The 17,789-nt window shown below is 56.2% G+C and carries 6 protein-coding genes; 5 read left to right on the top strand and 1 reads right to left on the bottom strand.

Annotated features, from left to right (window positions below; translation table 11 throughout):
* Window positions 1-352: 352 nt before the first annotated feature.
* Complete coding sequence (locus ACIQV9_RS15540; RefSeq protein WP_403102919.1) at window positions 353-7,393, top strand: TcdA/TcdB pore-forming domain-containing protein; 7,041 nt, start codon at window positions 353-355, stop codon at window positions 7,391-7,393.
* A 137-nt stretch (window positions 7,394-7,530) separates the two neighbouring features.
* Window positions 7,531-14,637, top strand: a complete 7,107-nt coding sequence (locus tag ACIQV9_RS15535) for a TcdA/TcdB pore-forming domain-containing protein (RefSeq protein WP_403102918.1) — start codon at window positions 7,531-7,533, stop codon at window positions 14,635-14,637.
* Here the strand turns inward: ACIQV9_RS15535 and ACIQV9_RS15530 are convergent, their stop codons facing one another.
* The gene (locus ACIQV9_RS15530) at window positions 14,638-15,234 is read right to left on the bottom strand and encodes a MarC family protein (RefSeq protein ID WP_007937197.1); all 597 of its coding nucleotides are present in this window, start codon (window positions 15,232-15,234) and stop codon (window positions 14,638-14,640) included.
* Window positions 15,235-15,514: 280 nt separating this feature from the next.
* Between ACIQV9_RS15530 and ACIQV9_RS15525 the strand changes: the two genes are divergently transcribed.
* The 3 genes from ACIQV9_RS15525 (at window position 15,515) to ACIQV9_RS15515 (ending at window position 17,786) form a co-directional block, all read left to right on the top strand.
* Window positions 15,515-16,324 carry a hypothetical protein gene (locus tag ACIQV9_RS15525; RefSeq protein WP_403102916.1) on the top strand — a complete coding sequence of 270 codons (810 nt, stop codon included), beginning with the start codon at window positions 15,515-15,517 and terminating at the stop codon, window positions 16,322-16,324.
* Between the two features lie 62 nt (window positions 16,325-16,386).
* Window positions 16,387-17,109, top strand: coding sequence for a hypothetical protein (locus ACIQV9_RS15520; protein WP_403102913.1), 723 nt, complete (start codon window positions 16,387-16,389; stop codon window positions 17,107-17,109).
* The gene (locus tag ACIQV9_RS15515; protein WP_403102911.1) at window positions 17,106-17,786 is read left to right on the top strand and encodes a hypothetical protein; all 681 of its coding nucleotides are present in this window, start codon (window positions 17,106-17,108) and stop codon (window positions 17,784-17,786) included. The genes ACIQV9_RS15520 and ACIQV9_RS15515 overlap by 4 nt, the downstream gene beginning before the upstream one ends.
* Window positions 17,787-17,789 lie beyond the last annotated feature (3 nt).

Raw genomic sequence — 17,789 nt, 5'->3', positions numbered from 1 at the left:
GCAGGCCGTTTGGTTCGTGGCTGCGCGCAGTTTGTTAATAACCGTTTCGGTAAAAGATAAAAGTTACACTTGTTTGTCGAACTTAACTGTAATTAATTAATTGCACGGCCATTGGATTGAGGTTGTTATTTTTATCGCTTAGTATTTTTGGGTGTGGCAGCTTAAATATTTTTTACTTGTCTGCTGTTTCGATTTGAACGCCACTCGAACAGCGGTATCGGTTACTAGGCAATGCCAGAGCTTTCAGCGCTGGTTTTAAATGTCAGTTCAGGTTCGCAAACATCGACGGATGGATTGTGCGCGACGCTGCGGGCTGCGTGTTTTTAAAGTTTGTTATAAGGGCATGGATGTTATGAATCAATATCAAGTATCAAACACTGCGGGTAAGTCGTTTCTTCAGCATTTCAGACCCGATGATTTTCAAACACTCGCGAACGAGTTCCGCACCACGCCGGAATATGAAACCCTGGCTGGCTATTACTCCGCGTGCGCAAAGGATCAGCGCTGGGCAGAGCAGATGGCGCCATTGTTATTGCTAAAAGACACGCTGGACTCACTGATTCGCCAGCGCGCCGGGCCGATTTCGCCCGCGTTGGCCGACATCTCTGCGCGGCTTGAAAACTATACAAATCGACTGGTCCAGACCGTTCGAATGTTGAATCCCGTTGCACCCGAAGTGCCGAAAATAATGCACTTCGTGTGGGTGGGCGGGAGCGCAGTAGGCGCTATTCAACGAGACTACATCAATATATGGAAGGCGGTCTTGGCCAAGGAAGGCCATACGTTCAACCTGTGGTACGACAGTGATGCAGTACTGGCGTTCGAGATGAATCGAGTGATCCTGGAAAGTGCCAGGGCGCATGCCATGGAGTCAGGGGGAGCAACAATCGCCACGCCTGTGGAGCTGGCCCGGATGATCGAGCATCGGGCCCGGGTGCTGAAAATGCAGATGTCGGCTCATCTCAGCCAGGAACGCTGGGCTGGCAAGGCGGATGAAGCACGTATTGATCTGATGGTCCGTGCCTATGGCAAGGACGAAGCCACCCTCATTGCTTTCAGACAAAAATGCCTGGACAGTCACTTGGCCATGGTTGATGAGCATCTGCGGTTGCGCGACGTTCGTGAGGTCTTCAGAGAACACCTTTTATGGGACGTCTATGAACGCGAAGTGGCAGGGCGAGGGAACTTTGCTGCGGCCAGCGATGTGGTTCGTCTGCAGGTCGAAGCGCTGGAGGGTGGCCGCTACAGTGATGTGGATTACTTGCCGCAATTGAAAAACATACTGGGCGGAGTCGATATCACGGCGTTCGATGAAAGCGCGCGTATTGGCGTATTGCAACTCCTGCTCAATAACAATGAATCATTGATGCCAGGACGCGACCCCAGTCGATACCCTGACCGCACGATGAGTATTCCTGAACAACACAGGACAGCATTAAACGAATTTGCGTTGCAGCGTCCAGGTGCCAACGACATATTCTCTGCGCCGCAGAATAGTCAGACGCCCATGGACGGTATTCGCATGGCGATTCAGATCAACAGTGAAATGAACTCCCATATCGTGGCACATGCCGGCGCTGGCTCAACCCAGGCAATTATCGAGTTGATCAGGTTCAATTACGATTTCCTGTCAGCGTTTGAATCTCGATTGAACACGACGGGTGTGGACTGGAGCGACAGCGCTGCCGTTCAAGATATTCTCGTGACGATGGTGAATGAAAAAACTGCTGAGGTGCCTGGGCTGTCGAAAACGCGCCGAGGGTATTTAGGCAAACTGGTTAGCGCCATTGGCGCTTACTACAGTGACGGTATTCGCTATGAATCCCGAGGAACCATTGATTTGACCGGACCTGGGGCCGCTATTACAGGCCTTGAGGAGTACGTGGAGAAGCATCTCCTGTTTGATGGAAAAAACGAAATACGGGATCGGTTGAAGTTGTCGGATGGCTACAACGTGGCCACCGAAGAAGAGAAGGTTTCTGGCTGGACGATCAACGCAACACCGCAAGAATGGCTGCAAAAAGAGCAAGCAAACTGGGTCGACGGTAAATTAAAAACACGCTATCAGGGGAATTTTTCCGAGCTGTTGAAAGGGCAAACCATTAGCTTCGAAAAAGGCTGGCCGATCATTGAGGGGCGACCGGTTTTGCTGACCGCAATCCTGCAGCGTTGGATGGATGAGTTGGGGGCGCCCTTCATCCGTGCGATGAACGAAAAGCTCAGCGGTGAGTTGAACTTCGATAAACCTTTTTCCCTGGACTTTGATGAGCGTCAAAGGATTCTGACCCAGCCCCTTGCCGAGCTTCCGGTTTCCCTTGGTTTCTATCCGATTGGCAATCTGAATGAAATGATCGTTCGCATCGGTCATGGGGCTCTGCCGCTCGATCAGTTGAGCCCGGTCCATCGGGTGGTACTCGGTGGCCTGTTCGGCGCACCGACGCTGGACGAAACCGGTTTCGCCACCGCCTGGCAGCAGCTCGGCACGCTCGCGAAAAATACGGCCGACCGGGGTATATCCGAGCGTTACATGGCTATCGAGCAGGTGTTGCTCACGCACAAAAGCCCCGAGTTCGAAACGGCATTTGCCGCTGTAAAAGTGCCGTTTGAACCTTCCATGGAGAGCGCCCAGGTACTCAAGATTCTCTCATTCGAGAAACCGTTGACGCTTCGTCAATGGGGCGAGAGCGTGGCTCGCATCAGGCACCAGACGGAGTACGAGCTACGTAAATACATTCTCCAGCGCAGTGCTTCGGTGCGTAAAACGCTCCTGGAGGCGGGCGCGTCAATGACCAGGTTAATGCCTCAGGGGTTGCTGGTCAGGGGCGATGGCGACCCCGGCAGACGCTGTTATCCATTGGCGCTGCTGATGGCGGCGGCGACTCATCAAGGCCGCGATGCGGTACAGGCACTGAGCGGCAGATTGGCCAATGCGCATTTCTCGCCCAGTGAAAGTGATACTCATGCATTTCTTCAGGCGCTCGACGAATTGCGCGCCATACCCCAGGCCGATTTCGGCGACAAGCTCGGCGCGTTGAATTTCGACGGCGTCTTTGAGGTGTTGGCAGCTAAAACTGCACCTTGCACGTTGATGCTCAATACCGAAAACCATTCAATGATGGTGGCCAGGACCGGGACGGCCGAACACAGTAGCTGGTCGTTCTACGATCCCAATTTCGGTGTCTTTGGTTTTGACCGGATAGACAACCTCAAGCTTGGGATGAAGACGCTGTTCAGCATGGCCGACCTGGCCAGGCAGTATGCAATCGAGTCGACGGATCACTCACCCTTCAATGTGATCGAGCTTGATGGCAATCGCCTCGCCAGCAAGCACCTGGCTTCGGAACTGCCAGTGGCGAAGCTGTTGGGCAATGAATCCCTGAGCTCAGGAAAAAATATCGCGCCATGGACCCATCACGCCCGGTTGCGCTCACGCGCGCTGTCTGAAAATGCCCGATTGGGACGTGGCCTTTCCGAGCGGGATGCCAGCGTCTGGGCGACCAAAATGGATCAGGTCACAAACCGCGTGAGATCGGCCAATGGGCTCGGGAGCGAATACGTTCCTGTATTCGCAACCCTGCAGGCTCAACCGGATGACGGTTACGCACTGTCGTTCGTGGACGTCAAAACACAACAGATCCGCGAGGTGACAACCAAGGAACCGTTTCTCAGGCAAATCAAGTCGTTCCTGGACAAGAGTATCGAGTACCTGGCAGGCAGCAACGATGGACATAAAGCTGTTGATCCAACGGATGTTTCCGAGGGAAGCAGGCTGAGTTTTGCGTTTGGTTTCCAGGCGTTGATCACCGAACTTCGCAACCGCGATCAAATGGCGCAGCCTGGAACAGAATCGAACCTGGCCGTCGCCGTTCGTCTTCATGGCTACCTGGGCCACGCACAATTGGTCCACGGTATCGGCCTCGACACGCTGCAAATGGCGAACCTGGTTCGACAACTGGTGAACGCAGAGCGAGCGATAGCGGTCAAGACCGCTTCGGCGGGCGGGCGACTCCTGGCGCGTATCGCTGGCCCGGGGCTGGGACAGGTATTGGGCGTGGTCAATATCGGTTTTGACCTCTACGAGTTCTACAACGCAGAAGACCACGAGCAACAAGCGCGTTTCGGCACTCAGCTGCTGTTCGATGTCAGTGCGCTTGTGCTCGACGGCGTTGCGCTGGTGGTCGGCGGAACGGCGGGTGCGGTTGCAGGTTTTTTGTCGGTGCCACTGCTTGGCATCGGAATCGGCGTCACGGCGATTGCCGGCAATCTCGGGCAAATCATGGACAAGGCAGAGAAAGTTGCCGAATTGTTTACCCGGTTCAAAACGGCGTACAGCCCGCAGGCTTTCTCGGTCAAAGAAGGGGTCGTATCGATCATGCCCGAGTCGGTGGTGGACACGCTTGATCTTCGCGAAGGAGTCATGGTGTTCGGCAGCCAGGGGCTCTTTCGCCCTTTGGGTGGCTCAGGGCTCCCGCGTCCCGATGGAAACAAACAGAACGCCATTGTTGTTCGCGAAAGCTTGGGGCTGCCAAAACAGGTCGCGATTCCCGGCCCGCGTGTTCATGGTCGATTTAACGCTGTTCCGGCAGATTCGGCCTTGCTGCTTCCGGGTACTCCAAAGTGTTATTACGGTTATGAGTATCAACTGGGTTCCGATCCGGAAGTCTTTGAGTGGAGTGATCTGCTGTTGAACGTGGTCGGTGGCTCGAGCTTCCTGCCTCGCAAGGTGTATCCGCAATATGACGTTTTGCGTGATCTTGAAGCCAGGGAGGAAGGTTTTTTCTTCACCCACGCCAGACCTTTCCCGCACATCCTCTACAAACTCAATCCTGTCTATGAGTCCACGACCATTAACGTGCGCGTAGGAAATGAAACGCGGGCGCTGTACGTTCCTGAATTACCGCGAGAGATGCGGGGCAGGGTTTCTTACCGCATCGACACGATGAGGGGGGCTTACTCTCTCGCACTTAGACCAGGACTCGTGGCGGTCCACCTCAGTGCGCTTCCCGGTGACGAACGCGTGAGCTGGGTGTTGATCGCCGACTGGATCACGCCACAACACATCAGTGTCGGCGACGCGGGGTTGAACATTGACGGTATCGAGCTGAGCATCGATCCCGACATCGACGTGTATGTTCGAACAAAAAACCTCGAAACCTACCGCGTTGATCGCGAACGCCGGCAACTGAGCCTGGCTTCACTTCAAGCGGCCGACGGACATTACTCGCAGGCGGAGCTTGACCGTTTGAAAGTGCTTCACCAACAGCAACGCGTGGACAGTGCTTTAATTTCTGCGGGCAAGTTTGTGCTGCCTTTTGGCAATCCGGAAAAGCCGCAATACACCGTGGGTTGGTACGAAGTGGCAAAGGAACGGTTCGTTTATGGCCGTCAATTCCTGGGCGCGGTCAGCGAGAAACTTCAACTGGCTGCGGTGCAAGAAGATCACGCTTACTTCTATCACCCGGATCAATCCACGATATGGCGCGTCAATGCCATCACGGGTTTGACCACCTGGCGCTACAACGTTTTCAACCGGGGAAGTGAAGAGGCGCAGATCATCGGTTGCCTTGATCGGGGAGCGGGCGTCGTTCAAGTCACCCAGCGGGTGCGCCTGAACAAGACTCAGCGGTACCTGGTGATTTATCTGATTCACGGCGAGGAAATCTCGTTGGTATCGGTGTCGAGCGAACCGCCTGACTATTTCGATACCTTGAAAGACGTCATTGCCCTGTTACAGCAGGTTGATATTGCGGTTGTTGCGCAAGGCGACGACGCCGAACGGCAAACGTCCTGGAAACCTGCATCCTTCGTTACGGTGACGTCCGGCGACCTCGACAAGCCGTCGCTGCCGAGGTGGATCAACGGGGAGAGCCACCAGCTGCTGACGCCGCACCTGCCTGTCAGCGAAACCGCTTCGGCGCTGCCTCAGTTAAGCCTGCTGCCACCGAATGATCCTGATGCCATAGCGTTCCTGTTTCACGATGCACACAGTCAAAACCTCTATCACCAACCCTTTACCGGCAATGAGGCACAACGGGTTCCATTGCCAGGCAACGTCAAGCTCAGGATCAGCGACGGGGGGTATCTGGTCGTCAATGAATCTGGATTGATGTTTGACGTTCGTCAGGACGCGAGCTTTTTCCTCAACGGCGTGACGGGGGAATGGCTGGATGCTCATCCGATGTGGATGAGCGATCTGGAAACCCTTGGCAAGGAGCATGCGGTTTCGCTGATTTCCCTCTCCGGACTGTCGGACGTCACCGGCCAGGAGCCTGTCTACGCGCGTTACCTGAGCAATAAGCTGTTGGTAACCGACCTGATCTCTGAAAAGGGTTGCCGTCTGCTGTCCGTCACTCGTGATGGCAAGCACGCCTGGTTACTTGGCCTGAGCAGCGGCCACCTCTATCGTCAGGCGTTTATCGAGCCTGAGCAGCTGAGCCGCGCGTTCGGCAGTGGCAGGCGGCTGATCAATGCCGACGCGCTGCCACAACCAGAAAAGGTCTGGGGACCCTGGACATTTTCTGAAGTGCTGCCTTACGGCACCGGTCTGCGTGGCCGTACCCGTGACGGGGTCAATCTCGAACTGATTGAAGGTGAACCGGCCCGAATCATCAGTGTCGAGAACGCCTGGTCCTATCGTTACATGGAGTCGCCTGAAGCGCTGACAAAACGCCTGAACGATTTAGTGTCCGGTCAGGCTCATGCGCCTTATCTGCCCATCGGCCAGTCGACCAACCGTTACGCTTATTACGTACCCGAGCTCAACCGTGTATTTGATGTTGCCGGTAGAGCGGATGGGCAGTGGGCAAACTTCCTCGGCACGAAACAGGGGAGTGTTCCGCTGTTGTTTGATCCGGTGGACGGCTTGATCTTCAACCGCAATACCAAAGAGGTGTTGTGGGTTGCGGCGAACAAGGCCAGTCGAGAGGGGGATGTCATGACGCTGGAGGTCGCGGGAGAGGTAAAAGACCTTCTGGCTCTGGTGCCCGACGGTGTCAGTTCACTGATTCTGGGAGGCGCTGAAACGGGATCGACTTATCACGTGTCGGAAACCGCCTGGCAACACCTCGATTGCCTAGTGGTCGACTGCACTGACTGGCCGGACATTGCCGCAATGCCCTCGCGGCTGATTCTGGCAACCGGAGCGCAGGATGACTGGCGTGTCGATCGGGTGGACACCCATCTGTTGCTCACCGACCCCGACAACGGCAGCAGCCTTGTTTTTCGTTCGGCGCAATCTGAGGATTGGGCATTGACCCAGTCGCTGAACCTGAGTGTGCAAGTCCTTGGCGATACGCTTGAGGTCAGCATCCATGAACTGTGGAAGACCCTGTTCGATCAGGGGCAAGACAGCCTTGAATTAAAAGTACTCGTCGAGAAGTTGAACTCGGTCTAAGAAAACCGAGGGCGGCAAGTGGATGTATACACGTCATTGGTACGGCGACAATTCATCTTCGTGAGAGTCGGCGGCCTCGTTCTGTGGCCGCTTTTATAACCGGATGTTGTTTTTTATTTATACAGGGAAGTGTCTTTATGAGTGAACAAGCAGCTCGTCATGTAAACGGCTACGTCAATTTTATTGATCTATTCAAACTGTCTGATCTTGAGCAGGCGTTACAGGAATATAAAGGTACAGACGAATACGACGCGGTATTTCGATATTACTTTGCTTGTATCGCAGTGCTCGATTTTCCGAGAATGCTTGCACCGCTGGGTTTGCTCCGCGAGGCCCTTGGGTCTTTTGTTGAACCCAAGCGCCGGCGTCGACGCGCAGCAGGTGTGGAACAGCCCACTGCACAGCAGGGCGACGCCGCGCCGGGGCTGACCGAGATCCGCGACAGGGTCGAAGGCTTTCACTCGCGCTTGTCCAACAGCATTGAACAGCTGAATGCCGCGGCCACCGAAGTCCCGAAAAATCTGCACTTCGTCTGGCTTGGCGGTGGCTTGGGAACCCTTCAGCGCGACTATATTAATGTCTGGCTAAAGGTATTGGCCGGGCAGGGCTATACCGTGAAGCTCTGGTACGACAGCGATGCATTACTGGCCTATGAAACCAACCGGATCATTGTCGAGGCCGCGAAGGCCGATGCGATGGTCAATGGCGGTCAAGGCAGCGAATCGTATCTTGATCTTGTTGATAAGTATGAGGAACGGGCCATTGTTCTCAAACAACAAATGTTCGCCCACATCAACAAAGCGGTAGCGCGCGGTATTAATGCGGATGATGCGCGAATTGATCTTCTGGTTCGTGGATATGGCCAGAATGAAGCGAACTTGAAAGCCTTGCGGGACAAGAATAACCAGAGTGTCTCGGCAATGGGCGAGGGCGGTGTGGAGCTTCGCAATATTGCAGCGAATGAAACACCGATGCACTTGCAGGCCATTTACCAACGGGAAATCAGTCTGCGAGGCAACTTTGCCGCGGCTTCCGATGTGGTGCGCATTGAAGCCTTGATGGCTGAAGGCGGTAGTTATGCGGATGTCGATAACCTGCCACCTCTCCAGGAGACGCTCGGCGATGTGGACACTCGTCAATTCAAAGAGGATGCGCGCCTGGGCGTCTTGCAGTTGTTGCTGGATCAGAACCCGGAGTGGATGCCCGGTCGTGAGGCATCAAGAAGCAAGTACACAAGCTACTTTGAGCGCATCCCTGAAGAACATCGCCCGGCGCTGGAGCGGTTCGCCAACAGTCGTCCGCCGTTGAATAGCGTTTTTCGCGCGCCCGCAGAACGTCTCGTTCGGCCGGACGGACTGCGAGCGGTTGCCGAACGGGGCAGCCTGAGTAATGCGTTTCTGATGGCGCATTCCGGATCGGCGATGGTCAGTGCCGTGATCGATCGCTTCAAACTCAACTATGAAATGGTTGATGCCACGGCCCGCCTGGCCATGGAAAGGCAAGTGGCTTCTATCGACGCCGAGTCCATGAGTGGTCTTGCGCTGGAGGTTATTGAGAAAAAATTGGGTCCCTTACGCGCACTTCCACCGGAAGCGGAGCTCTCGCTCAGCTTTCTGGTTCAAGCGGCAGCGACGTATTACAGCGACGGTATCCGTCCTCAGAGCGAAGTGACCATCTATCTGACCGGCCCCGCTGCGATGCGCGATGCGCTCGCGGATTACGCAAACGTGCATTTCACCCCTCGCGCAGCCGGCGCCTGGCGAATGGATGTGGCGATTGACCCCACGGCAACGGTGAACCGGGCCACCGAGGAGGAGCTGGACCACTCCTGGAAAGAAAATGAAAGTGACACCGAGGAGTGGCTCAAGAACGAAAAACAACGCTGGGAAGCCGGACAATTCAAGACGCGTTACGCGGGCAAAGTGGATCAGTTGCTAAAGGGGCAGACGATCCTTTTCGATCATGGCTGGCCAGTCATTGAAGGTCGACATGTGTTGTCGACTGAACTGCTGCAATCCCTGGCGCAACAGCTTGGCGAACCCTTTTTGCGCACGATGAGCCAGCGGACCACCGGTGAGGTGACTTTCGACAAGCCATTGCTGCTGGGTTTTGACGAGCGTCAATCCATCCTCGCGCAGGAGATCGCGCCACCGCCGTCGCTGGTCGGTGAACCGGCCACCGCAGATTTGGCTCTGGATGAATTGCTTCACCGAATTGGCCGAGGGACCTTGCAGGTTGAGCAGCTTGACCCCCGGCAGCGGTTGCTGATCGGATCGTTGCTCGGCGCGCGGGCCATGGATCAACACCACTTTGATCAAGTCCGCGCGCGCCTGGAAAACCTCGCCAATAACGTGTCTGAATTGGGCGTGTCACACCGTTACGGGGCCATTGAACGGGAGCTGTTCAAAGAAAATCACCCGGCGTTCGTTGACGGTCTGGCCAGTGCCTCGACGCCGTCCGTGGCGTTGTCCGAGACCAGCATTGAACTGAAGAAGCAGGCGTTGGAGCAGTCGCTGACCTTGCTGCAATGGGGACGCCAGGTCGCCCGGATTCAGCAGGTCGCCAAACTCGAATTCCGTGACCGCATCAGCGAGCGCATGACCGATGTGCTGGAAAGCTTCGACCAAGGCACCTTCAAACTGGTGCCGCAGGACTTGTTGCTGCAGGGCTCCGGTGACCGGATCGCCGGGCGTTGCTATCCGTTGGCCTTGGCCATGGCGGCAGCGATCAGCAAGGGCAGTGAAGCGAGCAACCTCCTTCGTGAGCGGTTTTACCTGGCGGTCATTGAACCCGGTACCCGCGATTCGAATGCATTCGTGAGCGTTATCGAAGAGCTTCGTGACGTCGACGTCCATGACCTCGGCGGGCCGGTGGTGCGCTCCGATCTGGCAGCGGTGATCACGACGCTTGAAGCGAAAACCGGCAGCAGCACGCTGATGCTCAACTCGGATAACCACTCGATGCTGCTGGCCAAAAGTGTTGTGGGCGAGCGCAGTACCTATCATTTCTACGATCCGAACTTTGGTGTTTTCGAGTTCGATACCGCGCAAGCGCTCAGCGCAGCGTTGACCCATTTTTTCGTTAACCAAGAGATGGCCAGGCCTTACGCTGCTTATGGGGAGCCCGATCGTCCGGCCTTTGATTTGATTGAACTCGACGCTGGCCGACTCAATGCAAAGGTGTTGTCGTCGGGTGTCCGGGTGTCGAGTCTTTCCGATTCGGGCAGCCTGCCGGAACAGGCGCCCCGGATCAGGCAGCGGCTGGCCAGCGCGCGAGGGCAGTCGCTGGTCAACAATGGGGTGCTGGGCAGTTCGTTGCTGGAGCTGGACGCCCACTGGTGGGGCGGTCAGATCGCGCAGGCGACCCGGCAGTTGCAGGCGCAGCACGGGCTGTCGTCGGGCGCTGTTGCGTTGTTCGAGACGCTGGAGATCACCCCCGCAGGCGAATACAAAATCAGTCTGGTCGATACCGATCCAGCGCAGACCATTGTGCGCGTCACCACCGATGATCCGCGATTCCTGAGGATCAAGAACTACCTCTCGCAAACCTTCCATACGCTGGCAGCGCAACCGCATGAATCGGCCAGCTTGTCTGACCCCACGGAGGCCGGCAGCGTCCATACGCTCAATGCCGGTTTCACCGTGCAAGCCTTGATGAATGCGCTGCGTCATCACGAAGGCGCGACCAGCGGGGGTGACAAGGCACTGACCACGGCCATTCGCTTGCATGCCTATGTCAATTACGCCCAATTGGTCCACGGCAACGTGGTGGATGTGGTTGGCGTTGTGACACTGGTACGTCAGGCACTGGACGATGAAAAACTGATCGCCCGCACCAGCGCGCCGTTGGTGCAAAAGGCGTTGGGGCATGTCGCCAATGAAGGCGTCGGTACTGTGCTGGGGATGGTGAATGTCGGGTTTGATATTTACCAGTTGAGCCGTGCAACCAATGACATTGAGAAGGCGCAGTTCGGCACGCAGCTGGCGTTCGACTCCGCGAGCGCCGTGTTGGGCGCTGCCGGACTGGGTGCGGCATTGGCCGGGGCGGGTACCGTGGCGGCGGTGCTGGGCGGTGCCGGGGTGATTCTGGGCGGGTTGGCGGTGGGCGTCGCTGCGCTGGCCGAAGGGTTTGCCACCATTGCCGAGGAAGCCAAAGAGGTCGCTCTGTTTTTTGAGGGGCTGGAAAAGGCTTATCGACAGGGCGGCTATCATCTGGACAAGGCCTCGAATGCCTGGATTGCGCATCCCTTGCCGGTATTCGCCGAGCTTGATTTGCGCGCATCGACGGTCCGTTTTGACAGCCCGAAACTGTTCCCGCTTCGAGACCATTTCGGGGTACCTGATTTCGATGTCGATTACGTCCGCGCCATCGATATCCGTCGGGGCCTTGGGTTACCCGATTCGGCGCCTTTCTCGCCGCAGCCCGGGCAGGCGATTGTTTTGCCCGGCACTCCCAAAACCTGGTACGGCTATGAGTACACGGTGCTGCCATTTGTCACGTTTCGTCATGCGGGCGGCTTCGATACGGCCCGTCGGCTGGAGAAAAAGAATGAACAGGGGCAATGGCAGTTTCTGTTTTCGTTCTACTCGTTTCCCGGCGAGTACGTGGTCAGCCGGCTGAACCCGGTCTACAAACCCACGGTGTTCAACGTGCGTCTCGACAACATCGAACGTTCGCTGGTGGTGCCGGCCCTGCCAAAAGCGTGGCACGGCCTGGTTTCCTACCGGATCGAAGGCGCCGGCGCCCAGTGTTCCGTTCTGCTTAATCCCGGGGTGAACCTTATCCTCGAGGCGCCCGGTCACACGGCCATGCGCTGGGTGCTGCAGGCTCCCTGGCTGGCGGAGGCAGACATCCGGATTGCCGCCGGGGGCAGGCTCGTTTCGGATACGTTGGGTGTGAAGTTCAGTGGCGGCGGCGTTCACGATGTGTTGCTCAAGCTGGCGGGTAACACAATCATGCGCGTTGATCTTGTTGCCCTGAAGTTGGAGGTGGTCGAGGAAGAGGCCGATCCGGCGCTGGGGGAGCAAGCGCTGCTGGATCACTTCAAGTCATTGGCCCGTGAACATCGACTGGCCATGCCTTACACCCCCGTTCACAACTTCGTGGTGCCGTTTGAAAAACTGGACGAACCGAGGACGGTGGCTGCGTATTACGACTCGGCTCAGGATCGTTTTCTGTATATCCGCGACCCGAATGTCCTGTTGGCCGATGAGGCCGTGCTGGGCGCCGTGGTCGAGGGCTCGGCCTATTTCTATCACCCCGAGAGTTTCGATGTCTGGCAGGTCGACGCGATCACCGGCACGCTGGTTCAGCGCTACCGTTTGCTGTTCAGGGATGGCTTGACCATTGCCCGCTGTGAAGCCGTGGCCAACGGCGGCATTCAGATCGTGCAGCAGTCCGTTCCCAAGGATGGCCAGCGCGATGAACTGACCTTCCTGATCCAGGGGCAAGCCGTCCTGCTCGGCTCGATCACCCTGGGTCAGGATCCAGCACTGCAGGCTGTTTTAGAGGCTGACACGCTGACGGACTGGAAGCCGGTACTGGGCAATTATGTGTTGCCGGGAGAGTCCGTCGATACCGTGGACTGGCGCCCCGCTGCGCTGGTTTCGATCTGTTGGCAGCGCGAAGACAAATCCCGTGATCTGGTCTGGGTCCGCGATGTTGACGGGTTGATCATCCGTGCGCCTGCCCGGCGTCATCATGCGCGGGGCTGGAAGGATTCGATCAAGGACCTGAATACCCTTTTACTTATCGCTCCCGACGGTGCCGAGGGCGAGGTGTTCGTTACCTACGACAAGGACATTCAAAGCCTCGTGCGCCAACAAAGGTCGATGGTCGAGGGGCGGGTGCAATGGTCTTCCACAGAAATTGCCCCCACAGGGCTGAAAAATGTTGTCGCGGTTGAGCAGGGCCATCTCGCCCTGACCGACTCGGGCCTGTTTTTCACTATGACGCCGGACGGCTATCTGCGCTTGGGCGGATTGACCGAAACCTGGTTCAAGGATCGAACTCGGTGGTGGTCCGAACTGCCAGCGGTGTCGACGCAGTATCCGGTGTCGAGTTTCGCCCTCCTTGGGTTGAGCAACTTTACGGGGGACGCCGGTTTGTGCGCCTGGTACCTGGAGGATCGGCTGTTGCTCGCGGACCTTGGCCATGGCAAAGAAGTGCGGTTGCTGAGTATTGTTCCGGACAATCAGGCCGCTTGGTTATTCGATCTTTCAACGGGCATGATTTTCAGCCAGCGCTTTATCGAAACGCCACACTTGAACGCTGCATTCGGCCAGGCAACCCGGCTTTTGCAAGCTGAGGCATTGCCCGCCCCGATGCAGGAATGGGCACCCTGGACCTTTACCGACGTGAAAGTGGAGGGCGCTGGCCTGAAGGCAACGACGCTTGATGGTCTGGAGGTGGAGTTACAGCACAACGAACCGGTACGGATTACGGGGGTTGGCAGCCGCTGGGTCACGGCACTGGAAGGACCCTTGATTGAGGGGCTGGCGGGGCTGGCGAACGAATATCGCTGCGCCGATTTCCTGTCCGTCAAAGACCCTGACAACTTTCAATGGTATGTGGTCCGCAGCGGACGATTGATCCGGGTTCCGAAAGCTGCCGTTGCTGCGCACTACACGCTGGTGGGCACCCGGGATCAAACCAGTGTGATGCTGCACGAACGCGAAGATGGTTTGTTGCACACCTATCCGCAAAAAAGCACGGTCGGGCCGCTCGACTATGTCCAGCGAAACGCCGCAGTGCTGGTGGTCGAGGGGCCGAAGACGACCCATGACCTTCTGCCGTGGATTGCCGATGATGTCAGCATCCTGGTGCTCAAAATGGGTCAGGGGACAACGACCAGTCGGCTGACCCGCGCGGCCTGGTTGAAACTCGAATCGGTCATTGTCGATTGTCGTTATCCGCTTGAGCGGCCACCCTCGGTGCCGGGGAAACTGATTCTGGACCCTTCAATCATGGATCAGTTATGGGTCAGTCTGGTCGATGAACACTTGGTGATGAACGGCCTGGACAGCGGGCACAGCCTGATTTTTCGCGGCGTTTACTCCGCGGATGTGGCGTTGCGAGGTGACGTGTTCCTTTCGCTCAATGGCTATCGGTCACGTGCGGTTTCGGAAATAGTGACCGAGTTGCTGAGGTTAAAAGGCGCTGCCGGCAGCGCTACGTTAACGGAGCTGATGTCGAATTCTCAGGTCGCAGAATTGGCAATTCAGGACGTTGCGCTCCCTGGCTGATCAGGGCACCAGGTAACCTTTCACGCCCGTGAAGATAATCTGTGCCGCCAGCGCGCACACAAACAATCCCATCAATCGGCTGACAATCTGCAAGCCCTGGTCGCCGAGAATCCGTTCGATGCGGTTGGACAAATAAAGGACCACGCCGACCGTGAAGCTGGCCAGGGCAATGCTGAGAATGGCCGTGAGTTTGTCGTCCCAATGCGGCTGGCTCACGCCCATCACCAAGAGCGCACCGATGGTGCCGGGGCCGACCGTCAAGGGAATCGTCAGCGGGACGATGGTCACGTCCTGCTGCACATTGTCGGTCTGCACCGCCGACTTGCCTTGGGCCATGCCCAGCGCCGAGATAAACAGCACGCTGCCTGCACCGATGCGGAACGCATCCACGGTAATGCCGAAGACACTGAAAATTACCCGCCCGAACAGGTACAGCAAAACGCTGGACACCAGCGTGGCGGTGGCCACCTTCCAGGCCAGGCGTCGTTGTTCCTTGCGTGAATAACCGCGGGTCAGGCTGATGAAGCAGGACAACACGAAGAACGGGCTGTAGAGCACCAGCATCTTCAGGTAAACGCTGAATAACACGTGGAGCATGGTCGAAGCTCGCGGCGATTGAAGTTGACGTGGAGTCTATCAGGCGACGGGCAGTCTGTCGGCTTGCAGTCATGGGGCGGCTGAAAGTGCAAAAGTTATTGTTGTGCTGATAGTGATTTAGTTGTTCTTGTGCTGATTGATAGTTGGGGATTGGTTTGTCTGGATAATAATAAATTACATTATGTTGAGTTACAGTTGCGTGCTTGTTGGTTTTTTATAAGTTGCGTAAGTTTGTCGTTCGGGCCCATGGAGGGTTCTGATTAAATCAAAGGAAATTGAAATGAATAATGAATCTAATCCAGTTGTCACTCTGTCTGATCGTCTTGAGCGTTTGAACGCTTATGATGTTGCTCCTGATAATGTCGTTATCGCTCCACGGGGTATGGCGATTAAGTCGGTGCAGATTAATGACGCTATCGAACAGCCGGATCGTGCATCGATTGTCGGTGACGGTGTGCTGTCCTTTGTGTCGGGGATGTCTGAACAAAACAAGACCGACATTCAACACACTTATTTGTTTGCCTCTTTAGTGGCGAACAAAAAGTATCCGCGCGATGATCAAGGCAAGGAGTGGTATCAGTACTTCCTGCAAGTCATGCAGGATTCGGGTTGGACCATCCTGCAGAAGTATTACGACACCGTTGCGGCCTCGGGCAAGAGCTTCAAAATGGATCAACTGGCCCTGAAAGTTCTGGGTTCCGCCGTTGCCGCTGCTGCCGTACCCGGTCCGACCTCGGCGCTGTTGTTGAAAGTTGCCGGCGATGCGCTGGCCGCGCTACAAGCCAGTGATAAGCCGCTTCAGGTCTTCGACCAGAACATCAAGGATTCCGGAACGGGTGGTTTTGGTGTGGCGTCCTGTATCGAGAGCCAGCACGGTGAAGTCATTCTGGCTCTGGGTGCGGTGCGCTTCATCAAACACACCAACCAGACCAAAGTCCTGTTTGTTGATTGGGATGCCAGTTCGGTTGATCTGTACAAGGGCGAGTGCCATATGACCATGGTGCCATCCATTGTTGCGCGTACTCGTGCCACTATCATCTCGAAGTTGGGTGATCGTGCGCTGACCAAAATCGACGAATACGAACTCTGATCAAGGGTTATCGTTTGGCGACTGCGTTGCAGTCGTCATTCTGAATGGGTCAGGAGAATGTGATGGATGATCAGTATTCGGTTTTTATTAATGCGGGTGCCGTTGTATTGCTGTCCTCTGCGCTGTTGGAACAGGAGAGGCAGGATGTATTGAATTCGGTATTGTTTGCGCAATTAGTGGCTAACAAGAAATACCCGGGATTCGCCCGCGCTGATGGGTGGCATGAGACCTATCTGGGAGTATTGAAAGACAGTTGGTTGCAGCGTTCTGTTGCGTGGGACAGTTTCGCCGTTGACGACGCGTCGAAACGCGCCATGGTCGATTGGGTTGAGACTCGGTTCGAAGCGCCCTCGGCTCGCACGATGGCCCATGTCATGCGTGCCTTCGACGATATTGCCCACTTGCCTGGTACCCACCCGGCGATTGAACGGCTGCGGGAACAAACACTGAGGCCAGAAAATGACAGGGGTGAGGACTCGCCCGCGAGTAGTAACGTCAGGTTGCAGATCATCGTGGCCCGACAAGGGGTGTTGATGGACAGTTTTTTTGTAGAGTTCAAGACCGCCGGGCAAGGGGCCAATTATCCCTTGGACTATCTTTTTTCTGCCGATGAGGTGCAGGGGAATATCGATCTAAGGTGGTTTCATGCCAACTTGTCGCCTGTGCTTTATGACTCCATTCGTGAAGCCGTGGTAAGGAAACCGGGGGACAAGGCCGCGAATAACATCTTTGCCGTTGACGTCCAGACGGGCGAAGTGCCGTTAGAGCCAGGAGCGGCTTTATGAATACCCTGAGCGCTCGGATGGCAGTCAATCAGACCGTCGACGATGGCACCTCTCCTGGCGCAGCAGTGGTGGGCAGTAGCATTGTTTCATTCAGTGAGGGCCTGTCTCCCCAGGACAGGGAAGATATCTACCTGAGTAATTTGTATGCGCAGCTCGCTACCCGCTCGGCATACGAGGACGGGTTGGTTGGCAACTGGTTCGATTACTACAAGAACAAACTCAGGTTCCTGGGATGGGATACCGCGCGTTCTGTCACACCTGAGCAGGTAGGGCGGGGGCAGATGGCGGATAGTGTGTCGCGGCAAATTTCAGATTCGGTCGGCGATCGCTTTTCCCGACCGGCAAGTCTGGCGTTAGCGGCTCTGAAGCGTAACAGCACCGCGCTTGAGACATTTGAAGGGACCAGTCTGCTACGTGAGAGGGGGATCTTCCAGATGATTCCCTGTGCACTGAAATCGCCCGGGAAAGTTGAAATAGCCCTGTATCACATGCAATTCAACACTCGATCACGGGTTTCGAAGTTTCTTTTCTGGCCCATCGAGGACGTCGTGGAAAGCAGTCAGGAACAAATGGCGATCATTACCTTCAGCACCCTGCATTACGCAACCTTCCGGGAAAAAGTCGCGGCTGCGGTTGTCGCCGAAACCACCCGTCATTTACATGAGCTGGAGATCTGAGGC

The organism is Pseudomonas sp. NPDC099000 (assembly GCF_044759925.1).
GTDB lineage: Bacteria > Pseudomonadota > Gammaproteobacteria > Pseudomonadales > Pseudomonadaceae > Aquipseudomonas.
The sequence above is the reverse complement of the archived record's forward strand: the minus strand, read 5'-3'. Positions and strand labels throughout refer to the sequence as shown.